We start from the raw sequence: 17,025 nt of genomic DNA, 5'->3' as shown, positions 1-17,025 counted from the left end.
TTTTAATGAAAAGATTTGGTAATAATAATGATGTTTTCTGTTTTTTCTGTGGAAGTACAGCAGGCAAAGACAGAAAACTTATAACAGGCCCAAGCGGAAACACTTTTATCTGTGATAAGTGTGTTGCAATCTGTCAGGGCATTCTTGATCAGCAGGAAGCAGATGTTACTCCAATTGAACTTAAAGATGTTCCTACTCCACGCGAGTTTAAAGAATACCTTGACAGTTATGTTGTAGGACAGGAAGAAGCAAAGAAAACTCTTTCTGTTGCCGTATACAACCACTACAAGAGAATGTCTGTATCTGCAAGCGCACAGGCTGCAGACGATGCTGTAAAAATCGAAAAATCAAACGTACTTCTCATTGGACCAACTGGTAGCGGTAAGACACTTCTTGCCCGCACACTCGCACAGCGTCTTAAGGTACCATTTGCAATTGCAGATGCCACTACCCTTACAGAAGCCGGCTATGTTGGCGAAGATGTAGAAAACGTTCTTCTTAAACTGATTAACGCTGCAGACGGAAACATTGAAGCTGCAGAACGCGGAATCATCTTTATTGATGAAATTGATAAGATTGCACGTAAGAGCGAAAACACTTCTATCACCCGCGATGTAAGCGGTGAAGGTGTTCAGCAGGCACTTTTGAAGATTATTGAAGGTACAGTTGCAAGCGTTCCTCCTCAGGGTGGCCGCAAACATCCTAACCAGGAAATGCTTCAGATTGATACAACAAACATTCTGTTCATTCTTGGTGGAGCCTTTGTAGGACTTGATAAGATTATTGAACAGAGAGTTGCTTCTCACGCAATGGGATTCGGTTCTTCAGTTGGTCAGATGAGCGATGAAGATAAGGTAAATCTTTTGAATCAGGTAACTCCAGATGACCTTGTAAAGTTTGGTCTTATTCCAGAACTTATCGGTCGTATGCCAATTACATGTGCCCTCAAAGAGCTTACCCGCGATGACCTTGTAAGCGTTCTCACAGAACCTAAGAATGCAATTACAAAGCAGTTCCAGGCTTCTTTCAATATTGATGATGTTAATCTGATTTTTGAAAAAGATGCAATTGAAGAAATTGCAGACGAAGCTATCCGCCAGAAAACTGGTGCACGTGGACTCCGCACAATCGTTGAAAAAATGCTGATGGACGTTATGTTCAAGATTCCTGATATTAAGGGAAAGAAAACCTTTACAGTTACAAAGAAAATTGTACAGGGTAAGGAAAAGAACATTGAAGCCCTCATTAAAACTGACGGTGCTGCAATCGAAAGTGCATAAAAATGGCAGATGTATTTGCACAGCTATCAGATAATTTAAGACAGAGCCTTACCGCTCTGTCTATTTCCACACCTACTCCTGTTCAGGCAGAAGTAATTCCCCGTATCATAAGCGGGGAAAATGTTCTCTTTGAATCAGAAACAGGAACCGGAAAAACTTTTGCATATCTTCTTCCTCTCATAAATAAACTCGAAACAATTACAGATCATCAGAAGGTTCGCATCATCGTAGTTGCACCAACCTTTGAACTTGCTTCTCAGATTAACGGAGCCTGCAAATCTGTATCAAAACATAAATCTGCACTTATGATTGGCGGCGCTCCATTAAAGCGTCAGATTGAAACTCTTAAGGAAAAGCCAGAAATCATCATTGGAACAGCAGCTCGTCTTGTTGAACTTATTAATCTTAAAAAACTTAAGATTGATGGCCTTTTGGCAGCTGTTTTTGATGAAACAGACCGCCTTGTAAAAAAAGAATCAATTGAAGATACTTCTGCTTTCCGTAATCTGCTTCCAGGCGGAACTCAGATTATTGCCTGCACAGCAACACTCAGTAAGCAGACAAAAATCTTTTTTGCAGATGCAAAGAATGTTGTTATGCCGCCAGAAGATGTTCTTAAAAAGCGTATAACACACTGGGCAATTTACGCAGAAAACCGCGACAAGATTGATACATTGAGAAAGCTTCTTGCCGCTGAAAATCCGACAAAGGCTTTGATTTTTACTTCACGCGCAGATCAGGTAGAAAACATTTACAATAAGCTTACTTATAAAAAAGTTCAGTGTGCAGCCCTTCACGCAAAAACAGATAAACAGAAGCGTAAAGCCGCAATAGACAGATTCCGCAGTGGAAAGGAAAAAATCCTGATTACAAGTGACCTTGCCGCTCGTGGATTGGATATTCCGGATATTTCACATATAATTCAAATGGATTTTCCTTCTGATGAAGATTTCTTTATTCACAGAAGCGGACGTACAGCACGTGCCGGTAAAACCGGTATAAATGTTGTAATCGGGGATGAATGGGAAATGAGACATTATGCTCAGCTTGAAAAAAAGCTTGGTATTACCGTCTATCCTAAAGAAATAAGAAATGGAAAGGTGGTTCAACCATGCGAATAGCCATTGATACTCTTGGCGGAGACCACGGACAGTCAGGTTTCGGTTCATACATCCTTTATTTTATTTCAAATCTTTCTCAGAATCCCGACATTCAAATTGAACTTTTTGGTACAGAAGAAGACCGCTACACTTTTACATCAGGAACAGATATTCCATATTCTGCAATTAAACTTCTTGAAACACCAAAAGCACTACGCCGCTGGTATAAATATCATGCAAACGGATTTATCAAAAAGCATGGATATGACGCTGTAATTTTTCCAAGTGCATGCAAAATGGTTCCTCCAAAATACAAGGGCTACACAGGAATTGCTGTAATCAACAGTATCATGTCTTCTGAAATTGCAGATAAGAGCGGTAAAGAAAAAAGACAGCTCAAAAAAGGTATTCTTAGTGCACAGAAAATCATAGCTGCTTCAAAATATATAAAAGATGATTTAGTTAAGCTTGGAGTTTCTGAGAACCGAATAAGCATTATCCATAACGGGATTGATCATAAATTATTCTTCCCTATGGCAGATCTTTTTGAAAACGAAATTGTAGATGTAAAGCCATTTGCAATCAAAAGACCTTATTTTGTTTACGGATCAACTCTCTCAAGTCCTGAAAAAAAGCATATTGAACTTATTAAAGCCTTTGAACTCTTTAAGAAAAACACAGGATTTCCACACCGCCTTGTATTAGCCGGAAACGACGGCCCTTATGCAGAAGAAATTCATAAGGCAGCTTTTAACTCACCATTTGCAAGCGATATTTTCCTTACAGGCTTTTTCCCGCACGAAAACTTTGCCCGCCTTTATGGTGGCGCCGAAGCATGCCTTTTCCCTTCAGTAAACGAAGGCATTGGCCTTCCAATTCTCGAAGCCATGGCCTGCGGTATTCCGGTTTTGTGTTCTGATAAAGGTGCCCTCAAAGAAATTGGCGGCACTGCTCCACTGTATTTTGATTCTGACGACATCGACCAGATTGCAACGAGTATGCAGAAGGTTGTTGAAGAGAAAGAATTACGTGAGAATATGATCACGGATGGTATTATGTGGGCAAAAGAGTTTAACTGGGAAGATACGGTTTCTAAAACTATTAAGAGTATTATTGAATAACAGATATCATTAAAAGATGTCAGTCTTCAGGGCTTCTGCGTTATAAAGACCTAATGACTTTTTATTGGCGCGAGGGAGCGGATTTGCGGGGCAAAATGACTTTGTGTGTGGATGCCGCGGGAGCGGCATTATAATAGTTTCTAAACCACACACAACGTCAAGCGCATTATTGCGCGTTTTTGACCTGCAAATACGCGACAGGGAGCCAAACTATACGGTTACTTCTTTATAATGCAGAAGCCATGAAGTTCATTTACTTCCTTCAATAAACTACTTTCAAATAAATCAAAAATTCACTATAATATTAAGACTATTCATAGTGGTAAAGCTAAAAAATTGCTTTCGCAATTTTTTTTAACGCTTTGCTATCTATCAAGAGCCCGCCTACCGGGCGTGCTCTCTCAGGAGTTGAATTGTGTTTTTAAAAAGTCTTGATATATTCGGATTTAAATCATTTGCAGATAAAACTCACATCGACTTTGCAGAAGGTATTACTGCCTTGCTCGGCCCTAACGGCTGTGGAAAAAGTAACGTAGTCGATGCAATTAAATGGGTACTTGCAGAACGCAATTCAAAAAATCTTCGTGCGGAAAAAATGGAAGACGTTATCTTTAATGGTACAGAACGTCGTCCTGCTCTCAATACAGCAGAGGTTACCCTTACTATCGCTAACGACAAGGGATTACTCCCTCTTGATGAAGAAGAAATTGCTATTACCCGCCGTCTCTATCGTTCAGGAGACCAGGAATATTTTATCAATAAACGCCCGGCCGGACCTACAGAAATCCGCCGTCTTTTTATGGATACTGGTGTCGGAAAGGCTGCCTACTCTGTTATGGAGCAGGGAAAAATCGACCAGATTCTTTCGAGCAAACCGGAAGACCGCCGCTATCTTTTTGAAGAGGCCGCAGGTATCAGCCGTTCAAAGGCAGAAGTTGCAGAAGCAGAGCGCGAACTTGAACGTACCCGTCAGAACATGACTCAGATTGAAATTGCCATGGGAGAAATTAAGCGTCAATACGACACTCTCAAGGTTCAGTCTGAAAAAACAATTAAATACCGAAAATTCAAAGAAGACATTTACCTTTATGAACTTGACCTTACCCTTCTCCGTCTCAAAAACTTTGTAACAGACAAGGCTCGCCACGAAGAAGAACTCAAACGTGTTCAGGAAAAACGCGACAAGGTTCGTCAGGAAATTGAAGAAATCAACAATACGATTTCTGAAAACATGGACAAAGTAAAAGCCATGCAGGACGACCTTTATAACAAGCAGGCAAGTCTTCTTGCAATTGGTCAGGAAAAGAACGGTAAACTTGAACTTATCAAACAGCAGAACCAGCAGGCTCTCTTAATGAAAGAAAAGCTCAATGCACTTGAAGGACGTGCTGCTGCAATTCAGGAACGCATTGATACAGTTCAGGAAGAAATTGATGAGAACAATGCTGTACTTCACGAAAAGAACAAGCAGCTCAATGACATCAAAGCAAACATAGAATCTTTCCAGAAGAATATTGAAACTTCAAGTAGTCAGATTACAGACAACGACCGAAAGGCAGATTCACTTCGCACACAGATTGATCAGCTCGAAGAAGAGCGTCTTGAACTTCAGAAACAGCTTGCTGCTATCACAGAAGACATTGTATCTATGCTCGATAAAAAGCTTAAGGATGCGGGCTTCAGTGAAAGTGCTATGCGTCTTGCAAAAGAAGAGCTTGATCAGAATGTTGCAAAGCTGCGTATTTATCTGGACGGCCGAAAGAACATCTTTGCAGATTACAATGGCCGCAAGCTTAATTCAGATGAAGCTGCTTCAACTATTAATGAGGCCTCAGCTGCATTTGATGAGGCAGGCCGCCAGCTTGGAGAACTCGAAGCATCTCTTAAAAAATATCAGGATGCATCTCCAGCCTTCCTTACAGAGTTCCTTTCTCCAGAAGGTATCATGACCAAGAAGCGCGGTATTGATGAAAAAATCAATGCCAATCTTTCTAAGGTTGAAGATATCAACAATCAGATTAAAGAGCTCCATTCTAAGAACAGTGAACTTACATCTAAGATTAACGAATACAAAGAAACTCTTCAGAAGCTCAAGCTTAATGAGATTCAGATGCAGGAACAGATTTCTGCAAGTCAGAATCAGATAAGCGTATTGAATCGTCAGCTTGCAAGTGAGCAGGCAACCCTTCATGAAACACAGGATGAGCTTTACGCAGAAACAAAGCGTGCTGAAGAAATCAATGAGCAGATTCAGACCTATCAGGATGAGCTTGCGGAAATTGAATACCGCGGTAAAAAGCTTGCCGACGAAATGAACAAGCTCGACGAAGAAATTGCAAAAGCTAATAAGAGCGTTTCGGGAAAGAGCGATACCCTCGACAAGAAACGCGAAGAACAGAATAAATATCAGGAACAGTACGAGCGACTTTCACTTTCGCTCAACTCTGCAGACAACGATATTCGTAACGTTAAGCAGAACTTCCAGGATCAGTACTCACGCGACCTTATGGAATTTGAAGAGCGCATGTACAAGATTACAACTCCTGCAAGTGAACTTCGCGAAAAACTTTCAGAAGCTAAAAAAGAATTTTCTTCTCTTGGAAGCGTAAACCTTATGGCTCCAGAAGAGTTCAATGAGGTTAAGGAACGCTACGAACGCCAGCGCACAAACTACGAGGATACACAGAAATCTCTTGAAAACCTTGTACGCGTAAGTGAAGAAATTAAATCTAAATCTGCTGAGATGTTCCTTGAGACATACAATCAGATTAAGAAGAACTTCCATAATATGTTCCGCCGCCTTTTCAACGGTGGACGTGCCGAGCTTAAACTTGCAGACCCTGCAAATATTTTGAGCTCAGGTATTGATATTTACGCTCAGCCGCCTGGAAAGAAGCTTGAAAACATTGCCCTGCTTTCCGGTGGTGAAAAGACAATGACTGCGGTTGCCCTGCTCTTTGCAACTTATCAGGTTCGCCCTAGTCCATTCTGTCTTCTCGATGAGATTGATGCCGCCCTTGATGATAAGAACGTATCTTCTTTTGTAACTGCGCTTGAAAGCTTTGCAAGCGTAAGCCAGTACATTGTAATTACTCATAACAAGAAAACTGTAATGGGTGCTTCTACAATGCTCGGTATTACAATGGAAGAGTCTGGTGTTAGTAAGATTATTGCACTCCGTCTTGATGAAGATATTAAGCGTGGAGCTGTAGTTGATCATAATCAGGATGATTTCAAGGATGAAGATGTTCCGGATGAGGAAGGAGTTGTTCTTCCACCACGTCCGCCAAAGCGTGTGTAGGTTTTAGCAATGGATTTTCAGGGTATTCTTGATAATATAAAAGAAAAAGCTTCCTCAATTTTTGAAAAGGTCCGCGAGTTTTATGAAGAAAACAAAATGCTTTCTTATATTATCGCAGGCCTTGTTGCGCTTCTTCTTTTGTGCATCATTCTTCTTTGTGTAATTGCAGGAAGAAAAAAAGAACCTGAAGTTATTCCAGGAACAGTTCTTGAATTAACTGAACCACTGGCAATTCCAGACGGACCGGAACTTCCAAAAGACTATACTGCTTCCCGCACTCCTAAAGACAAATGGTCTGAAGAAGATGCAGAAGAATGGTTTACCGTTCCAACTCAAAAAGAAATAGATTCGCTTTCTAAAGCAAATGATAATTTAATAAATGAAATAACAGGAGCTGCTCCATGAAAAAAATACTTATAGCAACTGCATGTATTTTTACACTATGTCTTACTTCCTGTGCATCAAAACAGACTCCAGAAGCTGAACAGCAGACTGAAGCTCCTCAGACAGAACTTTCTGAAAACACAGAAGAAAACAACGAAATTGAAAATACTGACAATTCAGAGACTTCGGAAGAAGACGCTGAGTCTGAAGAAACTGATGAATCTGATTTGTCGGACATCTCGAAGAACTCGGAAGATTATCCTGAGCCAGAAGTAATTGAAGAACCGGAAATTATTACTCTTGAACCGGAAGAAGAACAGCCGGTTTCTGAAAATGAACCTGCTGCAGAAGAAGTTGAAACAGAAGAACCTCCTCTAATCACAGAAGTTGAAACAGTTGCTTCTGAAGAAAATGATTTTGAAAATACAGAAGACACTAATGCCACAGATAACACAGAAGTTTCAAATATTTCAGAAGAAGACAAAACAGAGCCAGAAGTTACAGGTGATTCTGATTCAGATGATGATGGAATTACAGCTATAGGCGGAGGCATTGATATTACAGATGATGATTCTTCTAATGAAGAAAGCTCTTCTGAAGCACAGATTATCACTCCTTCTCGCTCAGTAACTCTTAAGAAATTTGAATATCTTGATATTACTTATCCTGGAACCGGCTGGATTTATATGGGGCTCACAGACAATTCTAAAGACCTCGCATATTTTGGCCGTAAGCTTGGAACAAAGGATACAAAGTTCTCATTGCAGGCACGTGCCGCCGGAACAAAGATTGTTCATTTCTACAGAAATGATCCTCTTACAGGTCATTATCTTGATGATTATATTGAAGTTATTATTCAACCGGAAAACGGTTCTAACAAAACTCATATTGAAGCTCCTGAATATAAACTTCCAGTTCAAAAGAAAAACGAACCTGTAAAACAGGTAGAAGAAGAATCAGAAGTTGAAGAAGAAAAACAAGAAGAAGTAAAAGAAGCTTCAGGAAAACAATCTTCAACAGCTTCAAAGTCGCAGTCACAAACCGGCGCGGCGTCTACCGCTAATACAACAACAGCCTCAGATTCTGCTAACACCTCGGCCACCACAGCCGCAGACACAGCAGACACTGCTACTGCCACAACGACAGCCACAACAACCGCTGCATCTACAACAAATCCTTCTACTCTGTTACAAGAAGCTCAACTTCTGTATAATGAAAAGGAATATGCAGCAGCACTGGCAAGGCTTAATCAGTTCTTTGAGTATTCCACAGACAATCGTGACGAAGCTCTCTATCTGAAAGGTCAGATTCTCGAAGCTAAATCAGATATCCGTGACATTAAAGGCTCAATTGATGCATATACATCGCTTACTAAAAACTACCCGGCAAGTAAATACTGGGATAGTGCTAATAAGCGTATTATATATTTAAAAAGATTCTATTTGGAGGTTAGATAGATTCTATGAAAAATCTGGTAAAATCTATTCTTGTAATCGGAGTGGGCATTGCCCTCTTATCATCCTGTGTATTAGGTCGTCCTGCAAAGGAAGAAGCTCCTGTCCGCTCAATTACTGTTTCGGGTTCAGGCAGCGTGTCCGTTAAGCCTGATATGGTTTCGATGAAGTTCATTGTAAAAAACACAGGCTGGAACTGCCCTCAGACTGCCGAGAGAAATGCAATCAATACATCGAATACAATTGCTGCTATCAAGGAAGCTGGAATTCCAGAATCAGATATTTCAACTTATGATTATTCTATTACTCAGGATAATTCTCATACTTATGCTGGTGAATATACAGTACGCAATACAATTGCTGTTTTAATCAGAAACATTGATCTTACAGGAAAGGTTATTGATGCTGCTGTAAAAAATAATACTGGTGCAAACGGTATCACTTCTTTTGAATATCTTGTTTCAGACAAGGCTACAGCTTTGCGCGAAGCACGCACTCTCGCAATTAAAAATGCACAGGACGCTGCTTCTCTCTTAGCTGGAGCAAGCGGATGTAAGGTAAACGGAGTTCTTGAAATCCGTGAAGATTACACAAGCGCTGGCCGTGGCAATGACATGATGTTTAAGGCCGTTTCAATGGAAGTTGGCGGAACACCAACACCAATCGTAGAAGGCAACGTTACAATCACTTCAAACGTGACTGTAAAATACGAGTTATCGAACTAAACAATTAATGTAGACCCCGAAACAAGTTCGGGGTGACAGAGATAAAAGAGGAACAAATATATGTTGGACTACAAATTCATTAAAGACAATCTTGATGCTGTAAAACAGAATATCATTAACCGCAATATGACAGCGGATGCAGACAAGGTTGTAGAACTTTTTGACAAGCGCACTGCCCTTGTAACAAAACTCCAGGGACTTCAGCAGAAGCGTAACGAAAACGCTCAGGCTATGAAGCAGAAGCTCGACCCTGAAAAACGCAACGAGCTCATCGCTGCCGGAAAAGCTATTAAAGACGAAATTACTTCTGTAGAAGCAGAAACAAAAGAAACAGAAGCAGCACTGGAAGAGGCTGCACGCCAGATTCCAAACATGGTTCATCCTGATGCACCAGTTGGAAAGCTCGATACAGAAAACCTTGAAGTAAAGAAAGTTGGAACTCCACGTAAGTTCGACTTCGAGCCAAAGGATCATGTTCAGCTCGGCGAATCACTCGACATCATCGACTTTGACCGTGGAACAAAAGTATCTGGTCCAAAGTTCTACTATCTTAAAAACGAAGCTGTATTCCTTGAGCAGGCTTTGATTATGTATGCTCTCAACACTCTCCGCAAGCACAACTTCCAGATGTTCATTACACCTGATGTTGCTAAAGAAGAAGTTCTTAAGGGAATCGGTTTCAACCCACGTGGTAACGAATCAAACGTATATTCAATCGAAGAAGAAGGAACTTGTCTCGTAGCTACTGCAGAAATTACTCTCGGTGGTTACCATCAGGATGAAATCCTCGACAAGGCAAGCCTTCCACGTTTCTACGGCGGTCTTTCACACTGTTTCCGTCGCGAAGCAGGTGCTGCCGGACAGTTCTCTAAGGGACTCTACCGCGTTCATCAGTTCGACAAAGTAGAAATGTTTGCTTACGCAACTCCAGAACAGAGTGATGAGATTCACGAAAAGCTTCGTCAGATTGAAGAGGAAATCTTTACAGGACTCGGTCTTCCATTCCACGTTGTAGATACCTGTACTGGAGACCTGGGTGCTCCAGCATACCGCAAGTGGGACTTGGAAGCATGGATGCCAGGCCGTAACGGTGGTGAATACGGTGAAGTAACTTCTACTTCTAACTGTACAGACTACCAGGCTCGTCGCCTCAACATCAAATATAAGGACGACGACGGAAAGAACAAGTACGTTCACACATTGAACGGAACTGCAATTGCCGTTGGACGCGCAATGCTTGCAATTCTTGAAAACTATCAGAATGCAGACGGTTCTGTTACAATCCCAGAAGTACTCGTTCCTTACTGCGGATTTGACAAAATTTTGCCAAAGAAATAATAGATGCCCGGGTCAAGCCCGAGCATGACACTTTTCGTACCGGAGGGTACTTATGGATGACACAGAAAACCTGAATCAGAAAACTACTTCAAACAGAATATTTTATCTTGTTCTATTTCTAGCTGTTGTGCTTGCAGGTTTTCTGTTCAAAACCATGTCTAATGTTCTAATCCCGGTTGTTCTTTCCTTCATGCTTTCTTTTGTATTTTTACCAATCATTAAAAAGCTGAACGTAAAAACAGGTATCCCCTGGGTTATTTCATCATTAATAATCGTCGTTCTATTTTTCGTTGTTCTTCTTGGAATTACATCACTTCTTGTAACTTCACTTACTGGTATCATTTCTGAATTTCCAAAATATGAAACACGTTTTATGTCTCTCTACCAGTTGCTGGCAGATAATCTTGGAATAGAAATTGATAATACAAAAAGCCTTTTTCAGAATCTCTGGACATCATTAAAGGTTCGTGAATATACACAAAAACTTGCAGTTTCACTTTCTTCGGGAGTTATATCTTTTTCTAAGACTCTCTTTTTGATTGCCCTTATGACTGCATTTATTCTTCTTGAAATGCGTCTTACAAAACGAAAGATGCATTATGCATTTAAAAATAACCGTGCAAAAATCTCAAGAATTTCCAATCAGATTATTAATCAGACAATGAGATATATATCTATTAAATTCTTTATCTCACTTGGAACAGGTTTACTCTGCGGTTTTGCTTCATTGATAATCGGACTGGACTTCCCTATTGTCTGGGGCTTCTTAGCCTTTATCATGAATTTTATTCCAATCTTTGGTTCTGTAATTTCAGTTGGTCTTACAACAATCTTTTCTCTATTACAATTCTATCCAAACTGGGGAAAGACTTTATTTATCTTCCTTTTCATGCTTTCGGTTAATATGGTTTTTGGTAATATTCTTGAACCTAGAATCGAAGGAAAAAATCTTGGTATTTCACCTGTAATCATTTTGATAAGCCTTTCTTTATGGGGATATATCTGGGGCTTCACAGGAATGCTGCTTGCAGTTCCTCTTATGGTAATTATAAAGATTGTTTGTGAAAATATTGATTATCTGAAAGGCCTTGCAATCTTAATTGGTAATGATCCAAGACAACAAGCCCAGGCACAGGCTCAAGAACAGAATAAAGAAGCTGCTAATTAATTAAAGAGAGTACTTGTTGCCTTTTCATAGAGGAAGCGTAAATCTTCCTCTTGAAGAGTTGTATAACGGAAATCTACACAAGAATATAATCCGTCTGCACTGCGATAAATCTTATTAACAAGGCTTGTTACAAAAATATCTCTTGTAAGAATTGGACCTCTTTTGATTGAGAAGGAAAGTTTAATTCCATATTCCTCATTTTCAAAGAAAGTACAATTAGTTGTATCCATTCCAACTACAAGTCGTTCATGGTCAACAAAAAGAATTGAGAATGGCTTTACACGTGTTTCCATAGCCTCAAGTCCTGCAGGATGAGGTTCTGAAAGATATTTACAAACTGGAATTAACTGAAGGCCATTACCGGCATTCTTTTCCTGTTTTGCCTGCTCTACAAACTGCTCCAGAAGTGCCTTAGCCTTTTTCTGATAATCAAGAGAAATGATTTTCCATACAGGACGTACAAATAATTCTACACCTTCTGCAGGAATACATTTAAGATTCAAATCTCTTCTTGATTTACAGTCAAAATAAATTACAGATGAAAAATCATAATCTGAATCTTCTTCAACATCTGCAATTCTTTCTATCTGATCTGGTATGGAAATTGTAAGTTCAGTTTTTGTGGCAGCAACTTTTGTTATAAAATAAAGACCAACATGATTAAAATAGAACTCAACTTTAACCTGTTTATTTGCAAAACTTTTTATAGATTGAGGTGGATTTTCGAGAACAATGACGCCATCTTTTTTGACGGTCATATGCTCCCCTTTTATTGCAACTGGAAAGATTTGTGATGTAAGGGAGCGGATTTCCATTTCCTTATCATCATCATTATCGGAAATAGGTTCTTCAACTGGTGTAAGGGTTACAGGTACATTTCCATCAATAAGATATTGAAGTACAAGCTCCCGTTCAATTCCGGTAAGTTTATCGTGTTCCATCATACTTTTTGCCACCTGTCTATAGTAATCTGATAAATCTCATTGTTTCCTTTTGAATTAAGAAACACCGTCATATCTATTGTACCACAGTCTGCGTAAAAACGCACAGGAATCTGTATAATATCTGAACCATTAAAAGCCTCACCGAACATCCATTTTGTAAAGGCAGGATTTTTTGATTTATCGTTCTGAAAACAGTTTTTCCAGCCGTCTTCAAAAGCCTGCAAAAAGAAAACATAATTAAATATATACTTTCTGCTGAAATATCCTTCAGCCCCTGCATGATTTTCAGAACCAAAAGCCGTGCAGAAATCATTCATTTTTCTTTTCACAGAAACTTTAAGATTGCTTGTATCAAGGCTTCCAAACTCATCAAGAAAAGGATAAACAGGTTTCTGCATATCTTTTGATATTTTATAAACCTCTTTATTGAAAACAACATCCTTTCCAAGCTCAAGAGAATTACGATTTATAGTCTGTGTAAGCCTTTCCCCTTCAAGCTCTAAAGTCCAGGTAATATCCTGTTCTTTCTCTTTCACATTTTGTTTGATGGTATTATTTTCTGTATAAACAAGTTTAGATTCAGTAGTATTCTTACAGGAATTGAAGACGAGAAGACTTGTTATAAAAGAGAAAAGTATAACTGAACCGACAAAAACTTTCTTCAATTAAGACTCCTAAATAAGAATACTAAATAATATCATACTTTATAAATATCGTCATCTATCTCCAATATATATCAAAAACATTGGCGTGAGCGAGCCCAGCGAGCGCCGCCTATAACGTAAAAGATATAACCTCACGGTGGGCAGTGAGAGGATCGAACTCCCGACACCCTAAAATCGGAAATCCGTAAAAAAAAATTGTGCGACAGCACAATTTTTTAGGATTCTCCGATATATAGGGAGGAGCGAACGGCAGTGAGCGACGTCTGACAGAATGTCGGGAGAAATGAGATCCGACAAAAGACAAAGATCGTTAAACAAAAAAAAGACTTGGCTAAAAACCAAGTCTTCCTCAATGGGCAGTGAGAGGATCGAACTCCCGACATTCTGGGTGTAAACCAGACGCTCGTACCAGCTGAGCTAACTGCCCGTCAAATTATGTTTTATTTATATCATTTTTAGTAAAAAGTGTCAATATAGATGCTCTTAATACTGACACTTTTTACTATATTATTACTCTTATTCAGAGTCCTTTTCAGTAGACTGAGCTTCAGCAGCCTTTGATTCCTTTTCCAGTTCGTTGAGCTTCTGTACCATATCAAAGCCGGCTTTCATACCTGCATCAACATGGAACTGAAGTTTTGGGAACTGACGAATTCTAAGCTTCTTTGCAATTTCGCGCTGAAGGAAACCTGCGGCTGCATTCAGTCCGTCTACTCCCTTGCTTACCTGATTATCTGGAAGGAAGGAAGAAACGTAAACCTTTGCATAACTTAAATCGCTGGTAACTTCCACGCGGTTGATGCTCAAAAAGGTTGAAACGCGCGGATCTTTTACTTCTCCACGCAGAATCAATTGGGAAATCTCGTCGCGGAGCTGGTCATTCAGTCTCTGAATACGATACTGTCCCATTATTGAGCTCCTTCTGAACCACCAGCAGTTACATTGCGCTTAGCAGCCTCTGCTTCTTCTTCGGCAATTGTCTTACCAAGTTTCTTTGCAACTTCAACAATTTCGAATACTTCAAGCTTATCACCAACCTGGATATCCTGCCAGTTCTCTAAGCCGATACCACATTCGTAACCTGTAGAAACTTCCTTGGCATCATCCTTAAAGCGCTTGAGGGAAGAAATCTTTCCAGTGAAGATTACGATACCGTCACGAACAAGGTTTACACTTGAAGTGCGGCGTACAATACCTTCTGATACAGAACAACCGGCAATTACGCCAACCTTTGGTACCTTGAATGTATTGCGTACTTCCACCTGACCGATAACTTCTTCTTTTGTGTCCGGCTGGAGCATACCTTCCATAGCCTGCTGAATCTCTTCAACACACTTATAGATGATATTGTATTTTCTGATTTCAACCTGTTCCTGTTCTGCAAGAGTTTTTGCTTTTGGTGTAGGACGTACATTGAAACCAATGATAATTGCATTTGAGTCAGCTGCAGCAAGTGTAACGTCTGATTCGTTGATAGCACCCGCACTTGAGTGAATAACTGAAAGACGGATTTCGCGAGTTGAAAGCTTTTCAAGAGAAGCTTTGAGGGCTTCTGCAGATCCCTGAAGGTCTGCCTTAATGATAACCTTAAGCTCTTTAACTTCGCTGTCTTTAATATCACTGAAGAGAGTATCAAGAGTTGTCTTCTTAACAGCCTTAGCAGCTTCGAATCTCTTGAGTTCCTGACGCTTGCTTGAAATAGCACGTGCATCCTTTTCGCTTTCTGTTACCTGGAATGGATCACCAGCGTTTGGCATTTCTTCCATACCAAGAACTTCAACAGGAGTTGAAGGACCTGCTTCTGTAATGCGGCGTCCTCTGTCATCAAACATAGCACGAACGCGTCCAGAGTAAATACCGGCAACAAAAGGATCCCCCTGCTTGAGAGTACCGCGCTGTACAACTACAGTTGATACAACACCGCGACCCTGGTCTACGCGAGACTCAAGAATCTTACCTTCTGCACGGCATTCATAGTTAGCCTTAAGCTCAAGCATTTCTGCCTGAAGAAGAATTGCATCGAGAAGATCATCAATACCTTCTTTCTTAAGAGCAGAGATGTGTACATACTGAGTATCTCCACCCCATTCTTCTGGAGTAAGGCCCTGCTCAGAAAGCTGAGTCTTAACACGGTCTGGGTTAGCTTCTGGTTTATCAACCTTGTTTACAGCAACGATGATAGGAACCTTAGCGTCCTTAGCGTGAGCAATAGCTTCCATTGTCTGAGGCATTACACCATCATCAGCAGCTACTACAAGAACTACGATATCTGTTACCTGAGCACCACGTGCACGCATCATAGTAAATGCTTCGTGACCTGGTGTATCAAGGAATGTAATTTTTCCCTTAGGAGTTGAAACTGAGTAAGCACCGATAGACTGTGTAATACCACCGGCTTCTCCTTCTGCAACGTGTGAATGGCGGATAGCATCCAAAGTCTTTGTCTTACCGTGGTCTACGTGTCCCATTACAGTTACGATTGGAGGGCGTGGAAGAAGTTCTACACCATCATCCTTTTCGCTTTCAATTACAGTTTCATCATAAAGGCTTACGAGGTGAACCTCACAACCATATTCAGCAGCAAGAAGAGTTGCAGTATCAGAATCGATAGACTGGGTAATTGTAACCATCATACCCATGCCCATAAGCTTTCCGATTACTTCGCTTGCCTTAAGGTTCATCTTACGAGCAAGATCAGAAACCGAAATAGTTTCCATGATATCGATTGACTTTGGTACTACAGAAGCTGGAGTTTCAACCTTCTTCTTCTGTCCAAAGAGATTATCATCGTACTGCTCTTCGTCCTTGCGGTTATATATCTGTTTTTTGCCTTTAAATGCTTTCTTAGCTGGCTGGCGAGACTGGTCAACAGGAGGTACGGGAGCTGCTCCGCCCATTCCGCCTGTACGAGGTCTAAAGCCTCCCTGTCCGCCCTGGCCGCCACGGTTAAAGCCACCCTGGCCTCCCTGACCACCGCGGTTGAAGCCGCCCTGGCCACCTTGTCCGCCACGGTTGAAGCCTGGACGTCCGCCCTGGCCATTATTATCTCGGTCGCGGTTCTGGTAATTCTGGCGAGCCTGTGAGCCGCTGAATCCACCTCCCTGACCATTTCTATCTCTATTGTAACCGCCCTGGCCACCCTGACCACGGTTGAAGCCGCCCTGACCGTTTCCATTTCTATCACGGTTAAAGCCACCCTGACGAGGTCTGTCAGAAAGATTTCCTGCCTTTACATTTGGACGTGCTGAATTAAGTTCAAATGTACGGGTCTTTGCGCCTTCTGGCTTAGCACCAGCAGGCTTTGGTTCGCTCTTGTGCTGAACAGCAGCAGCTGGTTCTGCCTTCTTTACAACGACATGCTTCTGGGCATTAGAATTAGCCTGACCAGACTGTCCCTGAGGTTGAGTATTTGTTTGTGGAGCTGCAGGTGCCTTCTTCTTTACAACAACTACCTTTTTCTTTTCAGGAGCTGCGGCAGGAGCAGAATCCTGCTGTTTTTTATGCACTACAAATCCGGGCTTTTTTTCGTTTTCTTCAGCCATTAT

General features: G+C 40.8%; 13 protein-coding genes and 1 tRNA gene. 9 read left to right on the top strand and 5 right to left on the bottom strand.

Going from position 1 to position 17,025, the window contains the following annotated elements; all coding sequences use genetic code 11:
- Positions 1 to 5 precede the first annotated feature (5 nt).
- From clpX to BM161_RS02840, 9 genes are all read left to right on the top strand, one after another.
- Positions 6 to 1,280, top strand: coding sequence for an ATP-dependent Clp protease ATP-binding subunit ClpX (gene clpX / locus BM161_RS02880; RefSeq protein WP_074930346.1), 1,275 nt, complete (start codon positions 6 to 8; stop codon positions 1,278 to 1,280).
- Between the two features lie 2 nt (positions 1,281 to 1,282).
- Positions 1,283 to 2,401 (top strand): DEAD/DEAH box helicase, encoded by a 1,119-nt coding sequence (locus BM161_RS02875; RefSeq protein WP_074930344.1) that lies wholly within the window; start codon positions 1,283 to 1,285, stop codon positions 2,399 to 2,401.
- Positions 2,392 to 3,501 (top strand): glycosyltransferase family 4 protein, encoded by a 1,110-nt coding sequence (locus tag BM161_RS02870; RefSeq protein WP_074930342.1) that lies wholly within the window; start codon positions 2,392 to 2,394, stop codon positions 3,499 to 3,501. The genes BM161_RS02875 and BM161_RS02870 overlap by 10 nt, the downstream gene beginning before the upstream one ends.
- Positions 3,502 to 3,916: 415 nt before the next feature.
- Positions 3,917 to 6,802: a chromosome segregation SMC family protein gene (locus tag BM161_RS02865; protein ID WP_074930340.1), complete on the top strand. Its 2,886-nt coding sequence runs from the start codon at positions 3,917 to 3,919 to the stop codon at positions 6,800 to 6,802.
- 9 nt (positions 6,803 to 6,811) lie between these two features.
- A complete protein-coding gene (locus BM161_RS02860) occupies positions 6,812 to 7,207 on the top strand; it encodes a hypothetical protein (protein ID WP_074930338.1) in 396 nt (131 codons plus the stop codon).
- A complete protein-coding gene (locus BM161_RS02855) occupies positions 7,204 to 8,643 on the top strand; it encodes an outer membrane protein assembly factor BamD (RefSeq protein WP_074930336.1) in 1,440 nt (479 codons plus the stop codon). The genes BM161_RS02860 and BM161_RS02855 overlap by 4 nt, the downstream gene beginning before the upstream one ends.
- Positions 8,644 to 8,648: 5 nt before the next feature.
- Positions 8,649 to 9,365 carry an SIMPL domain-containing protein gene (locus BM161_RS02850; protein WP_074930335.1) on the top strand — a complete coding sequence of 239 codons (717 nt, stop codon included), beginning with the start codon at positions 8,649 to 8,651 and terminating at the stop codon, positions 9,363 to 9,365.
- Positions 9,366 to 9,425: 60 nt separating this feature from the next.
- A complete protein-coding gene (gene serS / locus BM161_RS02845; protein ID WP_074930333.1) occupies positions 9,426 to 10,703 on the top strand; it encodes a serine--tRNA ligase in 1,278 nt (425 codons plus the stop codon).
- A gap of 52 nt (positions 10,704 to 10,755) precedes the next feature.
- Entirely contained in the window at positions 10,756 to 11,871 is a 1,116-nt protein-coding gene (locus tag BM161_RS02840) for an AI-2E family transporter (protein ID WP_074930330.1), read from the top strand.
- Here BM161_RS02840 and BM161_RS02835 read toward each other — a convergent pair.
- From BM161_RS02835 to infB, 5 genes are all read right to left on the bottom strand, one after another.
- The gene (locus BM161_RS02835; protein ID WP_244882639.1) at positions 11,868 to 12,815 is read right to left on the bottom strand and encodes a hypothetical protein; all 948 of its coding nucleotides are present in this window, start codon (positions 12,813 to 12,815) and stop codon (positions 11,868 to 11,870) included. The genes BM161_RS02840 and BM161_RS02835 overlap by 4 nt on opposite strands.
- Complete coding sequence (locus tag BM161_RS02830; protein ID WP_074930328.1) at positions 12,812 to 13,480, bottom strand: hypothetical protein; 669 nt, start codon at positions 13,478 to 13,480, stop codon at positions 12,812 to 12,814. The genes BM161_RS02835 and BM161_RS02830 overlap by 4 nt, the downstream gene beginning before the upstream one ends.
- Before the next feature lie 353 nt (positions 13,481 to 13,833).
- Positions 13,834 to 13,907 (bottom strand) — tRNA-Val (locus BM161_RS02825).
- Between the two features lie 89 nt (positions 13,908 to 13,996).
- Complete coding sequence (rbfA, locus tag BM161_RS02820; RefSeq protein WP_074930326.1) at positions 13,997 to 14,389, bottom strand: 30S ribosome-binding factor RbfA; 393 nt, start codon at positions 14,387 to 14,389, stop codon at positions 13,997 to 13,999.
- Complete coding sequence (infB, locus tag BM161_RS02815; protein ID WP_074930323.1) at positions 14,389 to 17,022, bottom strand: translation initiation factor IF-2; 2,634 nt, start codon at positions 17,020 to 17,022, stop codon at positions 14,389 to 14,391. The genes rbfA and infB overlap by 1 nt, the downstream gene beginning before the upstream one ends.
- Between the last annotated feature and the right edge of the window lie 3 nt (positions 17,023 to 17,025).

This window comes from Treponema bryantii (assembly GCF_900113965.1).
GTDB lineage: Bacteria > Spirochaetota > Spirochaetia > Treponematales > Treponemataceae > Treponema_D > Treponema_D bryantii_A.
The sequence above is the reverse complement of the archived record's forward strand: the minus strand, read 5'-3'. Positions and strand labels throughout refer to the sequence as shown.

Bases quoted from the DNA above. Each gene is read 5' to 3' on its own strand.
- clpX (WP_074930346.1), top strand. From the start codon at position 6: ATGAAAAGATTTGGTAATAATAATGATGTTTTCTGTTTTTTCTGTGGA.
- BM161_RS02875 (WP_074930344.1), top strand. From the start codon at position 1,283: ATGGCAGATGTATTTGCACAGCTATCAGATAATTTAAGACAGAGCCTT.
- BM161_RS02870 (WP_074930342.1), top strand. From the start codon at position 2,392: ATGCGAATAGCCATTGATACTCTTGGCGGAGACCACGGACAGTCAGGT.
- BM161_RS02860 (WP_074930338.1), top strand. From the start codon at position 6,812: ATGGATTTTCAGGGTATTCTTGATAATATAAAAGAAAAAGCTTCCTCA.
- BM161_RS02855 (WP_074930336.1), top strand. From the start codon at position 7,204: ATGAAAAAAATACTTATAGCAACTGCATGTATTTTTACACTATGTCTT.
- BM161_RS02850 (WP_074930335.1), top strand. From the start codon at position 8,649: ATGAAAAATCTGGTAAAATCTATTCTTGTAATCGGAGTGGGCATTGCC.
- serS (WP_074930333.1), top strand. From the start codon at position 9,426: ATGTTGGACTACAAATTCATTAAAGACAATCTTGATGCTGTAAAACAG.
- BM161_RS02840 (WP_074930330.1), top strand. From the start codon at position 10,756: ATGGATGACACAGAAAACCTGAATCAGAAAACTACTTCAAACAGAATA.
- BM161_RS02835 (WP_244882639.1), bottom strand. From the start codon at position 12,815: ATGATGGAACACGATAAACTTACCGGAATTGAACGGGAGCTTGTACTT.
- rbfA (WP_074930326.1), bottom strand. From the start codon at position 14,389: ATGGGACAGTATCGTATTCAGAGACTGAATGACCAGCTCCGCGACGAG.
- infB (WP_074930323.1), bottom strand. From the start codon at position 17,022: ATGGCTGAAGAAAACGAAAAAAAGCCCGGATTTGTAGTGCATAAAAAA.